Origin of the sequence: Pantoea phosphatilytica (assembly GCF_051025615.1) — a bacterium.
Lineage (GTDB): Bacteria > Pseudomonadota > Gammaproteobacteria > Enterobacterales > Enterobacteriaceae > Pantoea.
In genome coordinates this window covers 469,792-487,407 of the sequence record NZ_JBPFDF010000001.1, presented here as the reverse complement: position 1 = coordinate 487,407, position 17,616 = coordinate 469,792, and the positions used below count along the sequence as shown (strand labels likewise).

The window sequence follows — 17,616 nt, the reverse complement described above, 5'->3', positions numbered from 1 at the left end:
CAGTGGGGTGATAAACAGGCGACTTAGCTTACGGAAAAATGCACGACGATGCCACGAAAACTACTGAAAAGCGCGTGTCAGCCAGCGGTTTTAGGACGGAGCCCGGGGATGGCCTGCTGCTCAATATGCGCAATCATCAGGCCGGCGATGTTCAGCTCACAGCAGTGCTCAATGCCTTCCAGACCAGGCGAAGCGTTAACTTCCATCACCAGCGGGCCACGACGGGCGCGCAGAATATCGACGCCCGCCACTTCCAGCCCGAGCGTTGCCGCCGCCTGCACGGCGATCTGCCGCTCCTGCTGCGTGATCGTTACCGGATGCGCCGTGCCACCACGATGCAGGTTTGAGCGAAAATCGCCCTCTTTCGCCACCCGTTCGATGGCGGCCACCACCTGATTGCCGATCACCAGACAGCGGATATCGCGCCCTTCAGCTTCTTTGATAAATTCCTGCACCAGGATATGCGCATTCAGGCCGCGAAAGGCATCGATCACGCTCTCCGCCGCCTGGCGGGTTTCCGCCAGTACGACGCCGATGCCCTGCGTGCCTTCGACCAGTTTAACCACCAGCGGCGCCCCGCCCACCATCGCGATCAGATCGTGGGTGTCATCGGGTGAAGAGGCAAAGCCGGTGACCGGCATGTCGATCCCCTCCCGCGCCAGCAGCTGAAGCGAGCGCAGCTTATCGCGGGTACGGGTAATGGCGGCGGACTCATTAAGCGGATAGCTGCCGCACATCTCAAACTGCCGCAGCACCGCCGCACCATAAAAGGTAATGGCGTTACCGATACGCGGGATCACCGCATCAAAATGGGCCAGCGGTTCACCCCGGTAGTGAACCGCCGGAGAGGCCGGGTTGATATTCATATAACAGGAGAGCGGATCAATGATCTGCACAGCATGGCCGCGCGCCGCCGCCTCGTCACGCAGTCGCCGACTGGAGTAGAGCGTCTCATCGCGTGACAGAATGGCTATCTTCATCTCCGCTCTCCGTTTCAGGCTTAACGTGTGGCCCAGCCTTGCTGATGCAGATAATCCAGCATGAACGGGCGCGTCTCTTTGATAATCAGGCGCTGGATCAGCTCGCTCCAGGTTTCGCTACGCTGGTTACTGTCGCGCTGCTGATAGTAGAGTTCGGTGCGGCTATCGTATTCTGCCAGCACCGCCGGATCCAGCGGATGATAGCGGTTCTCATGCACCAGCATCGCGTGCGGCATACGCGGTTTGACGTCCGGTTTTGACTCCGGGTGACCCAGGCAGAAGCCAAACAGCGGCAGAACAAATTTTGGCAGACCCAGCAGTTCGGTTACTTCCGCGATACTGTTGCGGATCCCGCCGATAAAGACGCCACCCAGCTCAAGGGATTCGGCGGCGACCATCGCATTCTGCGCCATCAGCGCGGTGTCCACGCAGCCCAGCAGCAGCTGCTCGGCACGGCCCAGCTGCGCATCCGGACAGATCTGCAGGTGACGATTGAAGTCAGCGCAGAAGATCCAGAACTCCGCCGCGTCCGCCACCCAGGTCTGGCCGCCGGTCAGGGGCACCAGCTTGTCGCGCAGGGCCTTATCGGTGATACGGACGATGGAAGAACACTGTAAAAAACTGGAGGTGGAGGCCGATTGCGCCGCAGTAATGATCGCCTCACGCTGCGCGTCGCTGACCGGCTGGTCAGTAAACGCACGGATAGAACGGTGGCTACACAGTAAATCGATGGTCGGTGTCATAAAATCTCCAGCAATATTATCTTTTTTTATCAATCTGATTGAACAGCTGTGGGGCGATCTCTTTCGCGGTGCGCCACATTAACAGCCAGGCCGCGGGCAGCATCAGGAGCACGCCAGCCATAAACAGCACGGTGGCCAGCGTTCCGGCATCCATCTGACCGGGCAGCGGCAGCCAGTGATTGATCAGCAGCAGCGCGCCCAGGATGAGCAGGCCACCAGCCGCCTCCAGCAGCAGCACAACACGCGGTAATCGGGCTACACTCTGCATCACAACCTCCTGCCTTCGCGGGTGACTGAGCGTCAATTATGGTCAACAACCCAAAAATTGCGCGGGATACGCCGCGCCGCGGGACGAAAAAGCATCAGATTCAGACGCTTCCTGATCGCACGGTCATAGCGAGCGGGCATCAGACTAACAGGCAATTCCTGCTTTCTTTAAGCGATACGAGCGGGCATCATGGTTGCCATTCTCTGTTTTGTTGTGTGATACCCATCACATAATAGCCGCTGTAAGGAGTTCTCAATGATTGCTGTAATTTTTGGCCGTCCCGGCTGTCCCTACTGTGTCCGTGCTCATGAACTGGCCGATAAACTGACGGCTGAACGTGATGATTTCAGCTACCAGTATGTTGATATTCAGGCGGAAGGCATCACCAAAGCCGATCTGGAAGCAAGCGCCGGTAAACCGGTCAGCACCGTGCCGCAGATTTTTGTGGATGAGAAGCATATCGGTGGCTATACCGAGTTTGCCGCCTGGACCAAAGAAAATCTGGGCTTTGTCGCGTAAGCCGTGATCTCAGAAACAGAAAAGGCGAGGCAGGAAATCCTGTCTCGCCTTTTTCTTTGTCCGCCGGAAATGAGCGGCAGCGATTAATGCAATGACGCCATCACGATCTGCATCAGCCGTACCAGCAGAGCACCGCAGCCCGCCCAGAAGAGTGCACTCAGGCACCAGGCGAGCACAAAGAGTGGGCTGCTGTGAACAAACAGGCTGTTATTTAACAGCAGTGCGCCCAGCAACGTTCCCCACAACCCCATCATCAGCGTGCTTTTTAACGGGCTTTCCACCTGCAGCAGGGCCATTACAATGCCGGGTAACATAAAAAGTAGAAGTTCGGGCTGACCCCGAAGCGGGCCGGGACCGACCTGCCAGAAATGACAGGTAAAGACAAACACCAGACTGTACAGCACTACGCCGCACAGGCGGGTAGTCCAGAGATAAGAACGCTGCGGCATATCACCCCACTGAGTAAAAGTAATTCTGACAATAACCTGCTTGTTAACCCTGATGCGTTCAGATGGAAATAAAAAGAAACAGTTCGCCGTGGCAACGAAAAGAAAGAGCCAATGGCTGAGGATGATATTTGTGATTAGAATAGCGCCGCACTCAAGGTTCCCTTTGCAGTGCTGATACAACGGTTCCTCAACGGCCTGCTCACGATAGCGAAAAACAGGCCACTCTTCAACAGGTTACATGTAAACAAGAAGTTAAACAGTGAATATTAACGTCGCAGGATTGTTAAGCGGAAACGACATTTTGTTATTATTTGTCGTTTTAGCGCTCGGCCTCTGTCTGGGTAAGTTGCGCCTTGGTTCGGTTCAGCTGGGAAATTCAATTGGGGTATTAGTGGTTTCCCTGTTATTAGGCCAGCAGCACTTCACCATCAATACGGATGCCCTGAGTCTGGGCTTTATGCTGTTTATTTTTTGTGTAGGTGTGGAAGCCGGCCCTAACTTTTTTTCTATTTTCTTTCGCGACGGCAAAAACTATTTCATGCTCGCCATCGTCATGGTGGTCAGCGCGCTATTACTGGCGCTGGGACTGGGCAAACTTTTTGGCTGGGATATCGGCCTCACCGCGGGGATGCTGGCCGGGTCGATGACCTCTACGCCGGTGCTGGTCGGGGCGGGCGACACCCTGCGACAGAGCATCGGCGATCCGAAACAGCTCGGCATGATGCAGGATCAGCTGAGTCTCGGCTATGCCGTGACCTATCTGATCGGGCTGGTCAGCCTGATATTCGGCGCGCGCTACCTGCCCCGCCTGCAACATCAGGATCTCCCGACCTGCGCCCAGCAGATTGCCCGTGAGCGTGGCCTGGATGCCGACAGCCAGCGCAAAGTCTTCCTGCCGGTGATCCGCGCTTATCGTGTCGGCCCGGAGCTGGTGGCGTGGAGCGGCGGCAAAAACCTGCGCGAGCTGGGTATCTATCGTCAGACCGGCTGCTACATTGAGCGCATCCGCCGCAACGGGATTCTTGCCAGCCCCGACGGAGATGCGGTGTTGCAGCTCGGCGATGATATTTCGCTGGTCGGTTATCCCGATGCCCACGCCCGGCTTGACCCCAGCTTCCGCAACGGCAAAGAGGTGTTCGACCGCGACCTGCTGGATATGCGCATCGTCACCGAAGAGATCGTGGTGAAGAACCACAATGCGGTGAACAAGCGCCTGAGCAAGTTAAATCTCACCGATCACGGCTGCTTCCTGAACCGGGTTATCCGCAGTCAGATTGAGATGCCGATTGACGACAGCATCATGCTCAACAAAGGGGATGTGCTGCAGGTCAGCGGCGAGGCGCGACGGGTGAAAAGCGTGGCCGATCGCATCGGCTTTATCGCCATTCACAGTCAGATGACCGATCTGCTGGCCTTCTGCGCCTTCTTTATTGTCGGGCTGATGATTGGGCTGATTACGTTCCAGTTCAGCAACTTCAGTTTTGGTATCGGCAACGCGGCGGGCCTGCTGTTCGCCGGGATCATGCTCGGCTTCCTGCGCGCCAACCATCCGACCTTTGGCTATATTCCGCAGGGCGCCCTGACGATGGTTAAAGAGTTCGGCCTGATGGTATTTATGGCGGGCGTCGGCCTGAGTGCCGGCAGCGGCATTAATCACGGCATCAGCAGCGACGGTGCGCTGATGCTGCTGTGCGGGCTGCTGGTCAGCCTGGTGCCGGTGATCATCTGCTATCTGTTTGGGGCCTACGTGCTGCGGATGAACCGCGCCCTGCTGTTCGGCGCTATCATGGGCGCACGCACCTGCGCGCCCGCTATGGAGATCATCAGCGACACGGCGCGCAGTAATATTCCGGCGCTGGGCTATGCCGGAACCTATGCCATCGCCAACGTGTTACTGACGCTGGCAGGCACGCTGATTGTGATTATCTGGCCGATATTGCCCTTATAAAATTATTTTGACGGCGTCCAGAACTTTATTGTTAAGCCGCAGTCATAATAAGTGCCACTGCTTTTCTTTGAAAATCCCCAAATTGTGGAGCCCGCTGGTCTTTTTCCCGGCGGGTTTTTTTATGGCTTTTTTTCGCCGCCAGCCTGCGCTGACGCCGCCTGCTCCTCATCTTACTGTCTCTGAACCGTCATAAAACTTAAACCATTCCACAACTTCCCCCCAGATTAAGAGCCTTTCTATGGACGAACTGCGCCGTTAAAAGCAGGATGGATCGCTGTTTGATTAGCAATTTGTGCTGATTAATTGGGGGAGCGCGCTGTCGCCGATCGTTTTTGCCGTGGTTATCGGGCGGGCCGACGCCATGTCGTCCGCTGTCGTTAACCGCACTGCCTGCTGAGGAATTTATCCCGAAATGGAAGAGCTGAATCACGCCCTGTTTACTGCCATCAACGCCACACCAGCATCGCCTGCCTGGTTACTGCACCTGGCGACCTTTATTGCCAAAGATCTGATCGCTATCGTTCCGCTGTTAATCGTGGCGATGTGGCTCTGGGGCCCGCGCGATCAGGTCTCTTCACAGCGGGTGCTGGTCCTGAAAACCGGTATGGCGCTGATCTATGCGCTGGCAATCTCCTGGTGTGTCGGCCAGCTGTTACCGCATCCCCGCCCTTTCGCCATTGGTTTCGGTTATCAGTTCCTGCATCACGCTGCCGATGACTCCTATCCCAGCGATCACGGCACCACCATCTTTACCTTTGCGCTGGCCTTTATCTTCTGGCATCGCCTCTGGTCAGGTGTAGTGCTGATGGTGGTGGGTTGCGCGATCGCCTGGTCGCGGGTCTATCTGGGCGTGCACTGGCCAATGGATATGCTGGGCGGCTTCCTGGTGGGTCTGCTGAGCTGTCTGGCTTCGCATCTGGCGTGGCAGTTCTACGGCGAACGCCTGCTGGCGGTGATCAACCCGCTCTATCGGGCGCTGTTTGCCGTGCCGATTCGCAAAGGCTGGACGCAGAATTAAGAAAGGGACGCGATAGCGTCCCCCTGGATTGTCGGGAAAAGGGGCGTCATCTGGCGGTAAGGTGACGCCCGCACCGGAAATGGGATCAGGCTGGAAGGAGGCGAAAGTGCTGTTACTGTCGCAGGCCGCTTTCCTCATCTGACCCGATTACCTGCATAATAAACGCCTGCGCTGTTACCAGATTCTGATCGGGAAATTACACCGGTGCAGGGACGCCTCAGCGTCCCTGTTCACTTATGAGAACCACTTCCCGAACCAGCCGTTGAACTTCATCATCACGAAGTCAAACATCCGGCTGAAGAAACCCCCTTCCTGCACATCCTGCATCACCACCAGCGGCCGCTGTTCGATCGTCTTCCCATCCAGCTGGAAATCGATGGTGCCGACCACCTGATTTTTCTTCAGCGGCGCTTCCAGCTGCGGCGTAGTGAGTTTGTAGCTTGCCTTGAGGTTCTTCATCTGCCCTTTCGGGATGGTCAGCGCGGCATCTTTCGCCACGCCCAGATTGACCTGGCTGCGATCGCCGAACCAGACCCGCTGCTGCGCAAAAGGCGCATCGGCCTTAATCGGCGTCACGGTTTCATAGAAACGGAAGCCCCACGTCAGCAGCTTTTCGCTCTCCCGGAAGCGGATTGCATCGCTGGCGGTGCCCAGCACCACCGAGATCAGACGCATGTCGCCTTCGGTGGCCGACGCCACCAGGTTATTGCCCGCGCCGGAAGTATGCCCGGTTTTGACACCATCCACGTTGAGGTTGGTGCTCCACAGCAGGCGGTTACGGTTAATCTGGCGGATTTTGTTGAAGGTAAACTCTTTCTCTTTGTTCAGCGCATACTCTTCGGGCACATCGCGGATCAGGGCCTGCGCAATCAGCGCCATGTCGCGCGCGGTGCTGTATTGCCCCTCGGCATCCAGACCGTGCACCGTCATAAAGTGGGTATTCTGCAGCCCCATCGCCTTCACGTAGTTATTCATCAGGCCGATAAAGGAGTCCTGGCTGCCCGCCACATAGTCCGCCAGCGCGATACAGGCGTCATTGCCGGACTGGATCACGATACCTTTATTCAGCTCGTGTACCGGGATGCGATCGCCCGGCTTGAGGAACATCAGCGAAGAGCCGCGCAGCTTAGGGTTGCCGGTAGCCCAGGCATCCTGACCGACGGTGACCATATCATCCGGCTTGATTTTGCCCGCCTTGATCGCCTGACCGACGACGTAGCTGGTCATCATTTTCGTCAGGCTGGCGGGGTCGAGACGCTGATCGGCGCTCGATTCGGTTAACACTTTGCCGCTGGCGTAGTCCATCAGGATCCACGCCTTCGCGTCGATGCCTGGCGCGGCGGGGGCCTGCTCAGCAAATACGCTGACGGGGGCAAGGATCAGTATGGAGGTGGCAGCGAGGTGCCGGAGGCGAGATGTAAAGCGAGTGTTTGTCATGGGTTTGGCCGGATTGTCCTTGTTGAAACGAAATTCCCGAGGCAGAAAATTCTCACTCAAACGCTAACCGTTGGCGGCGGCGAAAAAAACCGTCGAATCGTAAAGTTTTTTAAAGTTCGGTCGAATCAGCCTGACAGGGTCGCCGCTGCAGGGTACTCAGCCACCATAGTAGCGCCATCAGAACTGCGTGAAATTCCGATTTTTCGCAGAAGAGTTAAGCCCGTCACAATTTTCGGCTAACCTGAAAGCCACTCAGCCGAGGAGACCGACCATGGACTTAGCCCTTTTTGATCTCGATGAAACCCTGATTTGTGAAGACAGCACCAGTCTGTGGCTGCGCTGGCTGGTCTCACAGGGTTTCGCCCCCAGCGAACTGATCGATCAGGAACAGGCATTAATGAGTCACTATTATGCCGGTACGCTGTCGATTGAAGAGTATATGAACACAACCCTCTCCCCGCTGGCCGGTATGGCAACGCTGACCGTCGAAGGCTGGGTGCGCCGCTTTATCCATCGTGACATCCTGCCCCGCGTCTTCCCTGCCGCCCGTGAACGGATTGAGTGGCATCGCGCGCGCGGTGACAGAGTGATGATCATCTCCGCCAGCGGTGAACATCTGGTGGTGCCGATTGCGGAGAAACTGGGTGCCTGCGGCGCGCTGGCGATTGGCGTGGAGATCGTCGACGAACGCTACAGCGGCAACACTTACGGCACTATGACCTACAAACAGGGCAAAGTGACGCGGCTGGGCGACTGGAAAGCGCTGCAGCAGGATGAGATCTTCGATCGCACCTGGGCCTACAGCGATTCGATGAACGATCTGCCGCTGCTGGAGCAGGCCGACCACGCCCATGTCATCAACCCGGATGAACAACTGCATCAGGAAGCCGTTAACCGTGGATGGCAGGTCTGCCACTGGTCGCGCTGACCTGAAGTCTGCACTGGCAAACGGTCCGGGCAGGAAGCGCGCAAAACAGCCCGTCCTGCACGCAGGGAGGGTGAACACTGTCCGGCCCGGACTGACAGATAAAACAGGCGATTAGCCGCGTGACGCGCCAGCATCCTGCGCTAAACCCACCTTCAGCAGCTTACCATTGGCCTCATCGGTCAGCACATAGAGATACCCATCCGGCCCCTGTCGCACATCGCGGATCCGCGCCTTCTGATCGTCCAGCAGGCGCTGCTCCTCTACCACTTTTTCGCCGTTGAGCGTCAGCCTGATCAGGTTTTTCTCTTTTAACGCGCCGATAAACAGCGAGTTTTTCCACTGCGGAAAACGGGCGCTGTTGTAGAAGGCCATGCCGCTGATCGCGGGCGACACCTTCCAGTGCCAGAGAGGCTGTTCGGTGCCCGCAACGTGAGTGCCCTGCGACTCCGGCACCTTATCACCGCTGTAATCGATGCCGTAGGTTGCCAGTGGCCAGCCATAATTTTTTCCCCGGCCCATGATATTCACTTCATCGCCGCCGCGCGGGCCATGCTCACTCTCCCATATCATCCCGGTCCAGGGATTAAGCGCCAGCCCCTGCGGATTACGCAGGCCATACGCCCAGATCTCTGGCCGCGCACCACGCTGTTTCACAAACGGATTATCGTCCGGCACGCTGCCATCCGCGTTAAGCCGCAGTAGTTTGCCCTGCAGCTTATCGAGATCCTGCGCTGCGCTGCTGACGAAGTTGTCGCCAAAGGCGATCCAGAGGTAGCCCTGGGTATCAAATGCCAGCCGGGTGCCGATGTTATTGCCGCTGGAGAGCTGTGGCATCTGACGGATCACCTCGCGGAAATCGTTAAGCCTGCGGTTATCCTGGCTCAGCGTGCCCACGCCGACCACCGCGCCCGCTTTGCCGTTGCTGTTCGCTTCGGTGTAGCTCAGCCAGACGTGACGACTGGTGGCGAAATCGGGTGCCAGCACCACATCCAGCAGGCCACTCTGCCGCTCTGCCCAGACCGCAGGCACGCCCCCGATCGGCTGCGACAGCCCCTCCTGCGGGTTCCAGCTGCGCAGCTGGCCGCTGCGTTCAGTAATCAGCAGGGTCTTATTATCGGGCAGGAAGGCAACCGACCATGGATATTGTAACTTATCCTGCAATACCTCCACGTTGACGTCAGCGGCAAACAGCGGCGAGACGCAGAACAGCGTGCTGCCTAGCAGCAGGATAGTTGAAAGACGGGACATAGGGTTCTCCTGACGGGATAGCGTGCCCTTAAGCGTAGTCACGCGCCGTGCAGTGAACCTGAGGATTTACAAAAGATTAAACAGGAAGCCCGCTGCCGGTTGCAGCGGGCAAGAGGCACTATTCGAAGCAGGTGTCAGGGTTGTCAGACAGGGTGATGAACTGCTTGCCGCCCTGGGTCAGCGCCATAATGGTGCCGCTTTCGATATCGTAAACCCAGCCGTGCAGGCGCAGCTTGCCGTTACGCAGCGCAACGGAAACCGAAGGATGGGTTTTGATGTTGTTGAGCTGAGCGATAACGTTCTCTTTAACCATCTCGTTCAGCTTCTTCTCTGGCGAGTCATACTCACGCTGCTCGACCACGGCTTTCGCCGCATCAGCGTAGCGCAGCCAGTGCTCAACGGCAGGCATGGTATCCATGCAGGCGCAGGAGGCGATAGCGTTCATCGCGCCGCAATTGGAGTGACCGCAGATGATGATGTCAGACACGCCCAGCGCCACCACGGCATATTCGATCGTGGCCGAGACACCGCCTGGCTCGGGACCAAAAGAGGGAACGATGTTGCCCGCATTGCGGATAACGAACAGCTCTCCTGGCTCCTGCTGCGTGACCAGTTCAGGCACCAGACGGCTGTCTGAACAGGAGATGAACAGCGCTTTCGGATTTTGATTTGACGCCAGGCTTTTGAAAAGATCCTTCCTTTCAGGAAACACATTCTGCTGGAAATTCAGAAATCCGTTGATGATCTCTTTCATTATTTAGCTCTCACATTATCCATTTCATTACCTGAGGGGCATAGCCCCCTCAGTGGGGTTAGCCGGTTTATTATTAATGAAAACAAGTGAATATCAACCCGCGTTTTTCAGTAAGCGCGAAAACGCCACGGCGGTCAGCGTTTCGCTTATCCGCCGTTCAGAGGCTTTCGCGCCAATTTCTTTTTACAGCACCGCAGGTTACTGGACATGAGGGGATGCAATCCTGCCTCATCGCTCTCCCGGTCAGGTGACGGGCTTTTACGCGTTTTTTCACTACTTTACGCCGTGGAGGGTCGCAGGGGAACGTTTTATGCGCCACCCTGGCCCTGACAGCGTGGCTGGCTCAGACGGTCATGGGGGGCTGCGAAAAGAGGAGAATGCAGAGACGCACGGCCAGAGGCGTCGCGTGCACGGAGGAAAAGAGCCTGCCGGTTCCGCCGTTAGCCATACTGCTGCTGGTGCGCCTTCTTGCGGCGCAGGTAGTCCTCATCCTCACGCAGTCTGTCCCAGTAGCTTTTGAAAATTGCCGCCGCCGCCGCCTTCTCTTCGTTGACGCCGCGCGGCAGCTCCCTGCCGTCGGCATCATATTTTCGTCCCCCTTTATGGTTGCTGTAGCGGCGCGCTCGGGTGTAGCCCATCTGGATAAATTTGCGGGCCATATCCATGCCAACAAAATCATCCTGACGCCGGTACGCCTCAAACAGCGCCATGATCTTTTCTGCCGACGCTTCAGCAATGGGAACGGTACGAAATCGCCAGTGCGGCAGGATTTCGCTCTTATAGGGCTCGACCATCAGCACACCCTGCTCGCCACGCCCGACCTGATAACGTTCGGGATGCTGGCGGAAGTCGATCGTGCTGAAGTCCTGGTCATAATCAAAAGGTTTTATTGTCATCGTTTCAGTTTAGGATCAAGCGCGTCGCGCAGCCCGTCGCCGAGTAAATTAAATGCCAGAACAGTGAGGAAGATCGCCAGGCTGGGGAAAATGGCGACGTGCGGGGCGATCACCATGTCGGCCCGCGCCTCATTGAGCATCGCGCCCCACTCCGGCGTGGGCGGCTGCGCCCCCAGGCCGAGAAACGACAGGCTGGCCGCCGTAATAATCGAGGTGCCGACCCGCATGGTGAAATAGACCACGATCGGCGAGACGGTGCCGGGCAGGATATGGCGCATCAGAATGGTCCAGTCTGAGGCCCCGATACTGCGCGCCGACTCGATATAGGTCTGATGCTTCAGCACCAGCGTATTGCCGCGCACCAGACGGGCAAAGGCCGGGATACTGAAAATCGCGACCGCCACAATCACGTTGCTCATGCCGCTGCCCATGATCGCCACCACCGCAATCGCCAGCAGGATGCCGGGAAAGGCAAACAGCACGTCGCAGATGCGCATGGTGATGCGATCCCACCAGCCTTCGTAATAGCCTGCCAGCAGCCCGAACAGCGTGCCAATCAGCGCGCCGATCACCACCGAGAAGAAGCCGGCAATCAGGGAGATGCGCGTACCCACCAGCACCCGGCTGAAGATATCGCGCCCCAGTGAATCGACGCCAAACAGATGCATCAGCGACGGCCCGTCATTAAGCCGGTCATAATCGAAGTAGTTTTCTGCATCATAAGGGGCAATCCACGGCGCGATCACTGCCAGGACAATCAGCAGCAGGACAAAGGCTCCCGCCAGCATCGCCACCGGCTGACGCCTGAAGCGCCGCCAGAACTCACGCCACGGCGTACGCACCCGGTTCTCCGCGATGGGCGGCATCGTTTTCAGTGCCGCTTCACGTCGCCAGTTTTTCATCGCGACTCCTTAAAGCGAATAGCGGGGTTGATCACCGCATAGAGCATGTCGACAAACAGATTGATCAGAATAAACTCCAGCGAAAAGAGCAGCACTTCGGCCTGAATCACCGGATAGTCGCGCATCGCCACCGAGTCCACCAGCAGACGCCCCAGACCCGGCCAGTTAAACACCACTTCGACGACGATCGAGCCGCCCAGCAGAAAGCCGAACTGCAGCCCCATCATCGTCACCACCGGGATCATGGCGTTGCGCAGGCCATGTTTCACAACCACCAGCGACTCCCGGACCCCTTTGGCCCGGGCGGTACGCATATAATCTTCCTGCATCACCTCGACAAAGGCGGCGCGGGTAAAGCGCGCCATCACGGCCGCCACCGCCGCACCCAGGGTAATGGAGGGCAGGATGTAGTGCTGCCAGCTCTCCGCCCCGACGGTGGGCAGCCAGCCCAGCTCCACTGAGAAGACCTGCATCAGCAGCATCCCCAGCGCAAAGGCGGGAAAGGAGATGCCCGACACCGCCAGCGTCATGCCCAGCCGGTCAGGCCAGCGGTTACGCCAGACGGCGGAGATGATGCCGATAGCCATACCCAGGATCACAGCCCAGACCATGCTGGCCAGCGTCAGCCACAGAGTCGGCATAAAGCGTGTGGCGATCTCTTCGGCAACCGGCCGCTTCGAAACCATCGACTGACCAAAATCGCCCTGCAGCGCGTTCAGCATAAAGTGCCCGAACTGCTGCGGCAGCGGCAGATCCAGCCCCAGCTCCTGACGCACCAGCGCCACCACCGAGGCATCGGCTTCCGGTCCGGCAATCAGACGTGCCGGATCGCCCGGCAGCAGATGGACAAACAGGAACACCAGCACCGCCACAATCAGCAGCGTGGGGATCAGCCCTAAGAGCCGTTTGAGAAAATAGTTAAGCATGTAACATCCTGCAGCTGCGGCCAGCCACACGGGCTGGCCGGCTCCGTTACTTCAGAGTGGCCTCATCGAAATTGAATGAGGTATCGGGCATCACATAAAAACCACTGAGGTTTTTACTGTTGGCAGAAACCAGCTGTTCGACCACCAGCGGGATCCACGGATGGTCCTGCCAGATGGTGTCCTGTGCGTCTTTATAGAGGCGCGCTTTCTCTGCCCGGTCGGTGGTCTTCAGCGCATCGGCCAGATCTTTGTCGACCTTTGGATTGCTGTAAAACGCGGTATTAAAGATCGCCGGTGGCCAGGCCGCGGTCGCAAACAGCGGCGTCAGGGCCCAGTCCGCCTCACCGGTGGATGCAGACCAGCCGGTGTAGAACATCCGCACCCCGCTCTCTTTCTGGCCTTTGCCTTCCACTTCGGCGGCACGCTGACCTGCATCCATCGCCGTAACTTTTACCTTCACACCAATCTGCGCCAGCTGCTGCTGGGTGAACTGCAACACTTTCTGCGCGGTGCTGTGGTTATGGGACGACCAGAGCGTCGTTTCAAAGCCATTCGGATAGCCCGCCTCTTTCAGCAGCGCCCGGGCTTTGGCCGGATCGTAGCTGATGGCCGGATAGGTCTGGGCAAAATCGATGGCGGGCGGCACGATGCCGGTGGCCGGCGTGGCGTAACCGGAGAAGGCCACTTTCGCCAGCGCCTGACGGTTGATGGCGTACTCCAGCGCTTCACGGACCTTTGGATTGTCGAACGGTTTCTGCGTCACGTTCAGGCTGATGTAGCGCTGCATAATGGACGGCGTGGTCACCACATCGAGCTTGCTGTTGCTCTCCAGACGCTTCGCCTGCTCATAGGGCACCGGGAAAGCAAAGTTCGCCTCACCAGTCTGCAGCATCGCGGCACGGGTGTTGTTGTCCACCACCGGACGCCAGGTGATGCTGTCCAGCTTCGGATAGCCTTTCTTCCAGTAGCCATTCCACTTCTTCACCTTAACGAAATCGGTCTGGTTCCAGGTGTCGAAAATAAACGGGCCGGTGCCCACCGGGTGGAAACCGATCTCTTTGCCATATTTCTTCAGCGCGGCAGGCGAAATCATCGCCGCCGCCGGATGCGCCAGGTTGTTGATAAAGGCAGAGAATGGCGTCTTCAGCGTCACCTTCACCGTGGTCGGATCCACCACTTCCGTGCTGGCGATATTTTTAAACAGGTTATAGCGCTTGAGGTGATTGTCCGGGTTGCTGGCGCGGTCGAGGTTGACCTTCACCGCCTCCGCGTTGAAGTCGGTGCCATCCTGGAATTTCACGCCCGGGCGCAATTTTATGGTGTAGGTCAGGCCATCAGGGCTCGCCTGATAACTCTCTGCCAGCACATTGGTCAGCTTCATCTCTTTATCGAAGCCAAACAGTCCCTGATAGAAAGATTTCGCCACCGCCTGCGACAGCGTGTCGTTGGCATCATAGGGGTCGAGGGTGGTGAAGCTGGAGGCCACGGCAATCACCGCATCCTGTGCTGCCCAGGCGGGCAGGGTCATTGCGCTCAACACGCCAGCCGCCACTACCCCTTTACGCATCGTCATCTGCATCTTGTTCTCCTGTAATCCCTGTCGGGTTGGTCGCCGGGGCGACATCGTCACTGTTCAGGTCGCGCTGATAACATGGCGGGCGACGAAATGGCCCGGAGCCACCTCTATCAGCGGCGCCACTTCAGGTTCATCCCCTAACGCATGGATCGGGCTGGGGATCTCATCGACCAGTAAGGCTCGTTCACGACGACGGTGAGCCGGATCGGCTACCGGCACGGCCGCCATGAGTTTTCGGGTATAGGGGTGCTGAGGCCGCTCAAACACCGCCTGACGCGGCCCCATCTCGACAATCTGACCGAGATACATCACCGCCACGCGATGGCTGATACGCTCCACCACCGCCATATCGTGAGAAATAAACAGGAAGGCGATGCCCAGCTCACGCTGCAAATCGAGCATCAGATTAATAATCTGCGCCTGAATCGACACGTCCAGCGCGGAAACAGACTCATCAGCGATCACCACTTTCGGGTTCAGCGCCAGCGCGCGGGCAATACAGATGCGCTGACGCTGTCCGCCGGAAAATTCATGCGGATAGCGCTGAGCGTGCTCCGGCAGCAGTCCGACCTTCTCCAGCAGCGCGGCGACACGCTGTTCGGCCTCGCGGCGCGGCATCACCTTGTGTACCAGCAGCGGCTCCATAATCGAAAAGCCAACCGTCAGCCGCGGATCGAGCGAGGCGTAGGGATCCTGAAAAATAAACTGAATATCGCGCCGCAGGTGTGCCAGCGCCGCCCCTGAGAGGTGGTCTATCCGCTGTCCATCAAATGTCAGGGTGCCGCCCTGGCTGGCCACCAGCTTCAGCAGCGATCGTCCGGTGGTCGATTTACCACAGCCCGACTCCCCCACCAGCGCCAGCGTCTCACCGGCATAGAGATCAAAACTGACTTTTTCCACGGCGTGAACCCGGCTTTTTACGCGATTCAGCAGGCCGCCGCGAATATCAAAACGGGTGACCAGATCGCGCACCTGCAGGATGGGCGGCTGCTGGCGACGGACGGTGTCCTGAGGGGGCTCATCCGCCGCGTTGCCGTGCAGCAGCGGGAATCGGGCTGGCAGAGGCTGGCCCTGCATTGAGCCAAGCTTTGGCACCGCCGCCAGCAGCGCCCGGGTATAGGGCTGCTGCGGGGCGCTGAACAGATCGACGACCGGGGCACTTTCGACTACGTCGCCGCGATACATCACCTGCACCCGATCCGCCATTTCGGCCACCACGCCCATATCGTGCGTGATGAAAATCACGCCCATCTGCATCTCTTTCTGCAGTACGCGAATAAGTTGCAGAATCTGCGCCTGAATCGTCACGTCGAGCGCGGTCGTCGGCTCGTCGGCAATCAGCAGCGCCGGTTTGCAGCAGAGCGCCATCGCGATCATCACGCGCTGGCGCATCCCGCCCGACAGCTGATGCGGAAAACGGGACAGGACACGCTGCGCATCGGGAATGCGCACCAGGTCCAGCATCCGGCGCGCCTCCGCCAGCGCCCCGGCGTGACTCAGCCCCTGATGCAGCCGGATTGATTCGGCGATCTGCTCGCCCACAGAGAAGACCGGATTCAGCGAGGTCATCGGCTCCTGAAAAATCATCGCCATGTCTGCGCCACGCACCCGCCGCATCTGAGCGGTACAAGCCCGCATCAGATCCAGCACCTCGCCGTTGCGACGGCGCAGCCGGACATCGCCGCTGACGCTTCCGCCCGCCTGCTCAATCAGGCGCATCAGCGCCAGCGAGGTCACTGATTTCCCGGAACCGGACTCCCCCACCAGCGCCAGCGTTTCGCCGCGAAACAGATCGAGCGACAGGTGACGCACCGCGTCCGTCACGCTGCTTTCGTGCCGGAAGCGCACACTGAGATCGCGCACTGCCAGCACCTGATCCGGTGCCAGCGGCGGTAACGTTTGCCTGTCGCTCATCTCAGCTCCTTAATTTTCGCGATAGATAGCGACGTCCGCCGCTTCGCCGACCCGCGCCACGGCCCGGTACATGCCTTCACTGTTAAACGGCAGCGCCACGTTGCCAGCGCGATCCACGGCTATCAGCCCGCCGCTGCCGCCCAGTTCCAGCACGCTGTCATGAATGACATTGACGCTGGCCTGCTGCAGCGAGCGTCCGGCGTAGCGCATCTGCGCGGCAACATCGTAGGCGGCCAGCGTACGCATAAAGACTTCGCCCGTGCCGGTACAGGAGACGGCCACGCTGTCGTTGCTGGCATAGCAACCCGCACCCGGCAGGGGCGAGTCGCCGACCCGTCCGGCCTGCTTATTGGTCATGCCGCCCGTCGAGGTGGCTGCGGCGAGATTGCCCGCCAGATCCAGCGCCACCGCGCCGACGGTGCCAAACTTGCGGTCCGGGTCGAGTGGGTCATCGCTGTGCGCGACGCCATCGTGATCCAGCACCGCAGCATCACTGTTCAGAGCGCGCTGTAACTGCTCCCGGCGCGCCGGCGTCGAGAAAAAGTCAGTCGCCACCGGCTCCAGTCCCTGTGCCAGGGCGAACTGCTCAGCGCCTTCGCCGATAAACAGCACATGCTCGCTGTGTTCCAGCACCGCGCGCGCCGCCAGCACCGGGTTACGCACCCGCGTGACGCCCGCGACCGCGCCCGCATTCTGCGTCCGGCCATCCATCACGCAGGCATCCAGTTCATGCGTGCCCTGATGCGTGAACACCGCGCCTTTTCCGGCGTTAAACAGCGGACACTCTTCAAGCAGACGCACCGCCTCAGTCACCGCATCAAGTGCGCTGCCGCCCTGCGCCAGGATCTGCTGCCCCTGGGTGACGATATCCTGTAACGCCTGACGAAATGCCTGCTCCTTTTCGGCGCTCATTGCTGAGCGCGTGATGGCACCTGCGCCCCCATGAATGGCGATCACTGCATTGACCATAAGGCTCTGTCCTGTGGTTGCATCCGGACGAAAAACACTGATTTAAAATGAGTTTCATCTTTTTTGGGTGGATTTTGACTATAGGAAGCCTGCTAAGTGTTGTAAAGCGGAAACTCTCCCCGGGGTTATAACCTTTTCTTA

At 58.6% G+C, this 17,616-nt stretch carries 17 protein-coding genes; 4 read left to right on the top strand and 13 right to left on the bottom strand.

What is annotated here, in order from left to right; translation table 11 throughout:
* Nucleotides 1-77: 77 nt before the first annotated feature.
* Genes rimK through ACR6AS_RS02545 form a run of 3 tightly spaced genes read right to left on the bottom strand, consistent with a single transcriptional unit; the run spans nucleotide 78 to nucleotide 1,991 of the window.
* Complete coding sequence (rimK, locus tag ACR6AS_RS02555) at nucleotides 78-980, bottom strand: 30S ribosomal protein S6--L-glutamate ligase (RefSeq protein ID WP_111141216.1); 903 nt, start codon at nucleotides 978-980, stop codon at nucleotides 78-80.
* 20 nt (nucleotides 981-1,000) lie between these two features.
* A complete protein-coding gene (nfsA, locus tag ACR6AS_RS02550) occupies nucleotides 1,001-1,723 on the bottom strand; it encodes an oxygen-insensitive NADPH nitroreductase (protein WP_111141215.1) in 723 nt (240 codons plus the stop codon).
* A 16-nt stretch (nucleotides 1,724-1,739) separates the two neighbouring features.
* Nucleotides 1,740-1,991, bottom strand: coding sequence for a DUF1418 family protein (locus tag ACR6AS_RS02545; protein ID WP_434161039.1), 252 nt, complete (start codon nucleotides 1,989-1,991; stop codon nucleotides 1,740-1,742).
* A gap of 255 nt (nucleotides 1,992-2,246) precedes the next feature.
* Between ACR6AS_RS02545 and ACR6AS_RS02540 the strand changes: the two genes are divergently transcribed.
* Nucleotides 2,247-2,510: a GrxA family glutaredoxin gene (locus tag ACR6AS_RS02540; protein ID WP_111141213.1), complete on the top strand. Its 264-nt coding sequence runs from the start codon at nucleotides 2,247-2,249 to the stop codon at nucleotides 2,508-2,510.
* An 83-nt stretch (nucleotides 2,511-2,593) separates the two neighbouring features.
* Here ACR6AS_RS02540 and ybjM read toward each other — a convergent pair whose 3' ends face one another.
* Nucleotides 2,594-2,959, bottom strand: coding sequence for an inner membrane protein YbjM (gene ybjM, locus ACR6AS_RS02535; protein ID WP_111141212.1), 366 nt, complete (start codon nucleotides 2,957-2,959; stop codon nucleotides 2,594-2,596).
* A gap of 259 nt (nucleotides 2,960-3,218) precedes the next feature.
* On the opposite strand from ybjM, the gene ACR6AS_RS02530 reads away from it, so the two are divergent.
* Entirely contained in the window at nucleotides 3,219-4,907 is a 1,689-nt protein-coding gene (locus ACR6AS_RS02530; protein WP_293773849.1) for an aspartate:alanine antiporter, read from the top strand.
* Between the two features lie 412 nt (nucleotides 4,908-5,319).
* Nucleotides 5,320-5,925, top strand: a complete 606-nt coding sequence (gene ybjG / locus ACR6AS_RS02525) for an undecaprenyl-diphosphate phosphatase (RefSeq protein WP_111141210.1) — start codon at nucleotides 5,320-5,322, stop codon at nucleotides 5,923-5,925.
* 234 nt (nucleotides 5,926-6,159) lie between these two features.
* Here the strand turns inward: ybjG and ACR6AS_RS02520 are convergent, their stop codons facing one another.
* Nucleotides 6,160-7,362: a serine hydrolase gene (locus tag ACR6AS_RS02520; RefSeq protein ID WP_111141209.1), complete on the bottom strand. Its 1,203-nt coding sequence runs from the start codon at nucleotides 7,360-7,362 to the stop codon at nucleotides 6,160-6,162.
* Nucleotides 7,363-7,633: 271 nt separating this feature from the next.
* Here ACR6AS_RS02520 and ACR6AS_RS02515 point away from each other — a divergent pair, with 271 nt between their 5' ends.
* The gene (locus ACR6AS_RS02515) at nucleotides 7,634-8,290 is read left to right on the top strand and encodes an HAD family hydrolase (protein ID WP_293773845.1); all 657 of its coding nucleotides are present in this window, start codon (nucleotides 7,634-7,636) and stop codon (nucleotides 8,288-8,290) included.
* Nucleotides 8,291-8,401: 111 nt separating this feature from the next.
* Here the strand turns inward: ACR6AS_RS02515 and ACR6AS_RS02510 are convergent, their stop codons facing one another.
* The 8 genes from ACR6AS_RS02510 to ACR6AS_RS02475 form a co-directional block, all read right to left on the bottom strand.
* Nucleotides 8,402-9,538, bottom strand: a complete 1,137-nt coding sequence (locus ACR6AS_RS02510; protein WP_434161035.1) for a PQQ-dependent sugar dehydrogenase — start codon at nucleotides 9,536-9,538, stop codon at nucleotides 8,402-8,404.
* Nucleotides 9,539-9,656: 118 nt separating this feature from the next.
* Nucleotides 9,657-10,292, bottom strand: coding sequence for a carbonic anhydrase (locus ACR6AS_RS02505; RefSeq protein WP_111140549.1), 636 nt, complete (start codon nucleotides 10,290-10,292; stop codon nucleotides 9,657-9,659).
* Between the two features lie 440 nt (nucleotides 10,293-10,732).
* Nucleotides 10,733-11,182 carry a DUF4385 domain-containing protein gene (locus ACR6AS_RS02500; protein ID WP_111140580.1) on the bottom strand — a complete coding sequence of 150 codons (450 nt, stop codon included), beginning with the start codon at nucleotides 11,180-11,182 and terminating at the stop codon, nucleotides 10,733-10,735.
* A 2-nt stretch (nucleotides 11,183-11,184) separates the two neighbouring features.
* Entirely contained in the window at nucleotides 11,185-12,090 is a 906-nt protein-coding gene (gsiD, locus tag ACR6AS_RS02495) for a glutathione ABC transporter permease GsiD (RefSeq protein WP_111140550.1), read from the bottom strand.
* Nucleotides 12,087-13,016, bottom strand: coding sequence for a glutathione ABC transporter permease GsiC (gene gsiC / locus ACR6AS_RS02490; RefSeq protein WP_111140551.1), 930 nt, complete (start codon nucleotides 13,014-13,016; stop codon nucleotides 12,087-12,089). Before gsiC ends, gsiD begins: the two co-directional genes overlap by 4 nt.
* 46 nt (nucleotides 13,017-13,062) lie before the next feature.
* Nucleotides 13,063-14,595: a glutathione ABC transporter substrate-binding protein GsiB gene (gene gsiB, locus ACR6AS_RS02485; protein ID WP_434161032.1), complete on the bottom strand. Its 1,533-nt coding sequence runs from the start codon at nucleotides 14,593-14,595 to the stop codon at nucleotides 13,063-13,065.
* Nucleotides 14,596-14,649: 54 nt separating this feature from the next.
* Nucleotides 14,650-16,506: a dipeptide ABC transporter ATP-binding protein gene (locus ACR6AS_RS02480; RefSeq protein WP_434161030.1), complete on the bottom strand. Its 1,857-nt coding sequence runs from the start codon at nucleotides 16,504-16,506 to the stop codon at nucleotides 14,650-14,652.
* 9 nt (nucleotides 16,507-16,515) lie between these two features.
* A complete protein-coding gene (locus tag ACR6AS_RS02475; RefSeq protein ID WP_111140554.1) occupies nucleotides 16,516-17,475 on the bottom strand; it encodes an isoaspartyl peptidase/L-asparaginase family protein in 960 nt (319 codons plus the stop codon).
* Between the last annotated feature and the right edge of the window lie 141 nt (nucleotides 17,476-17,616).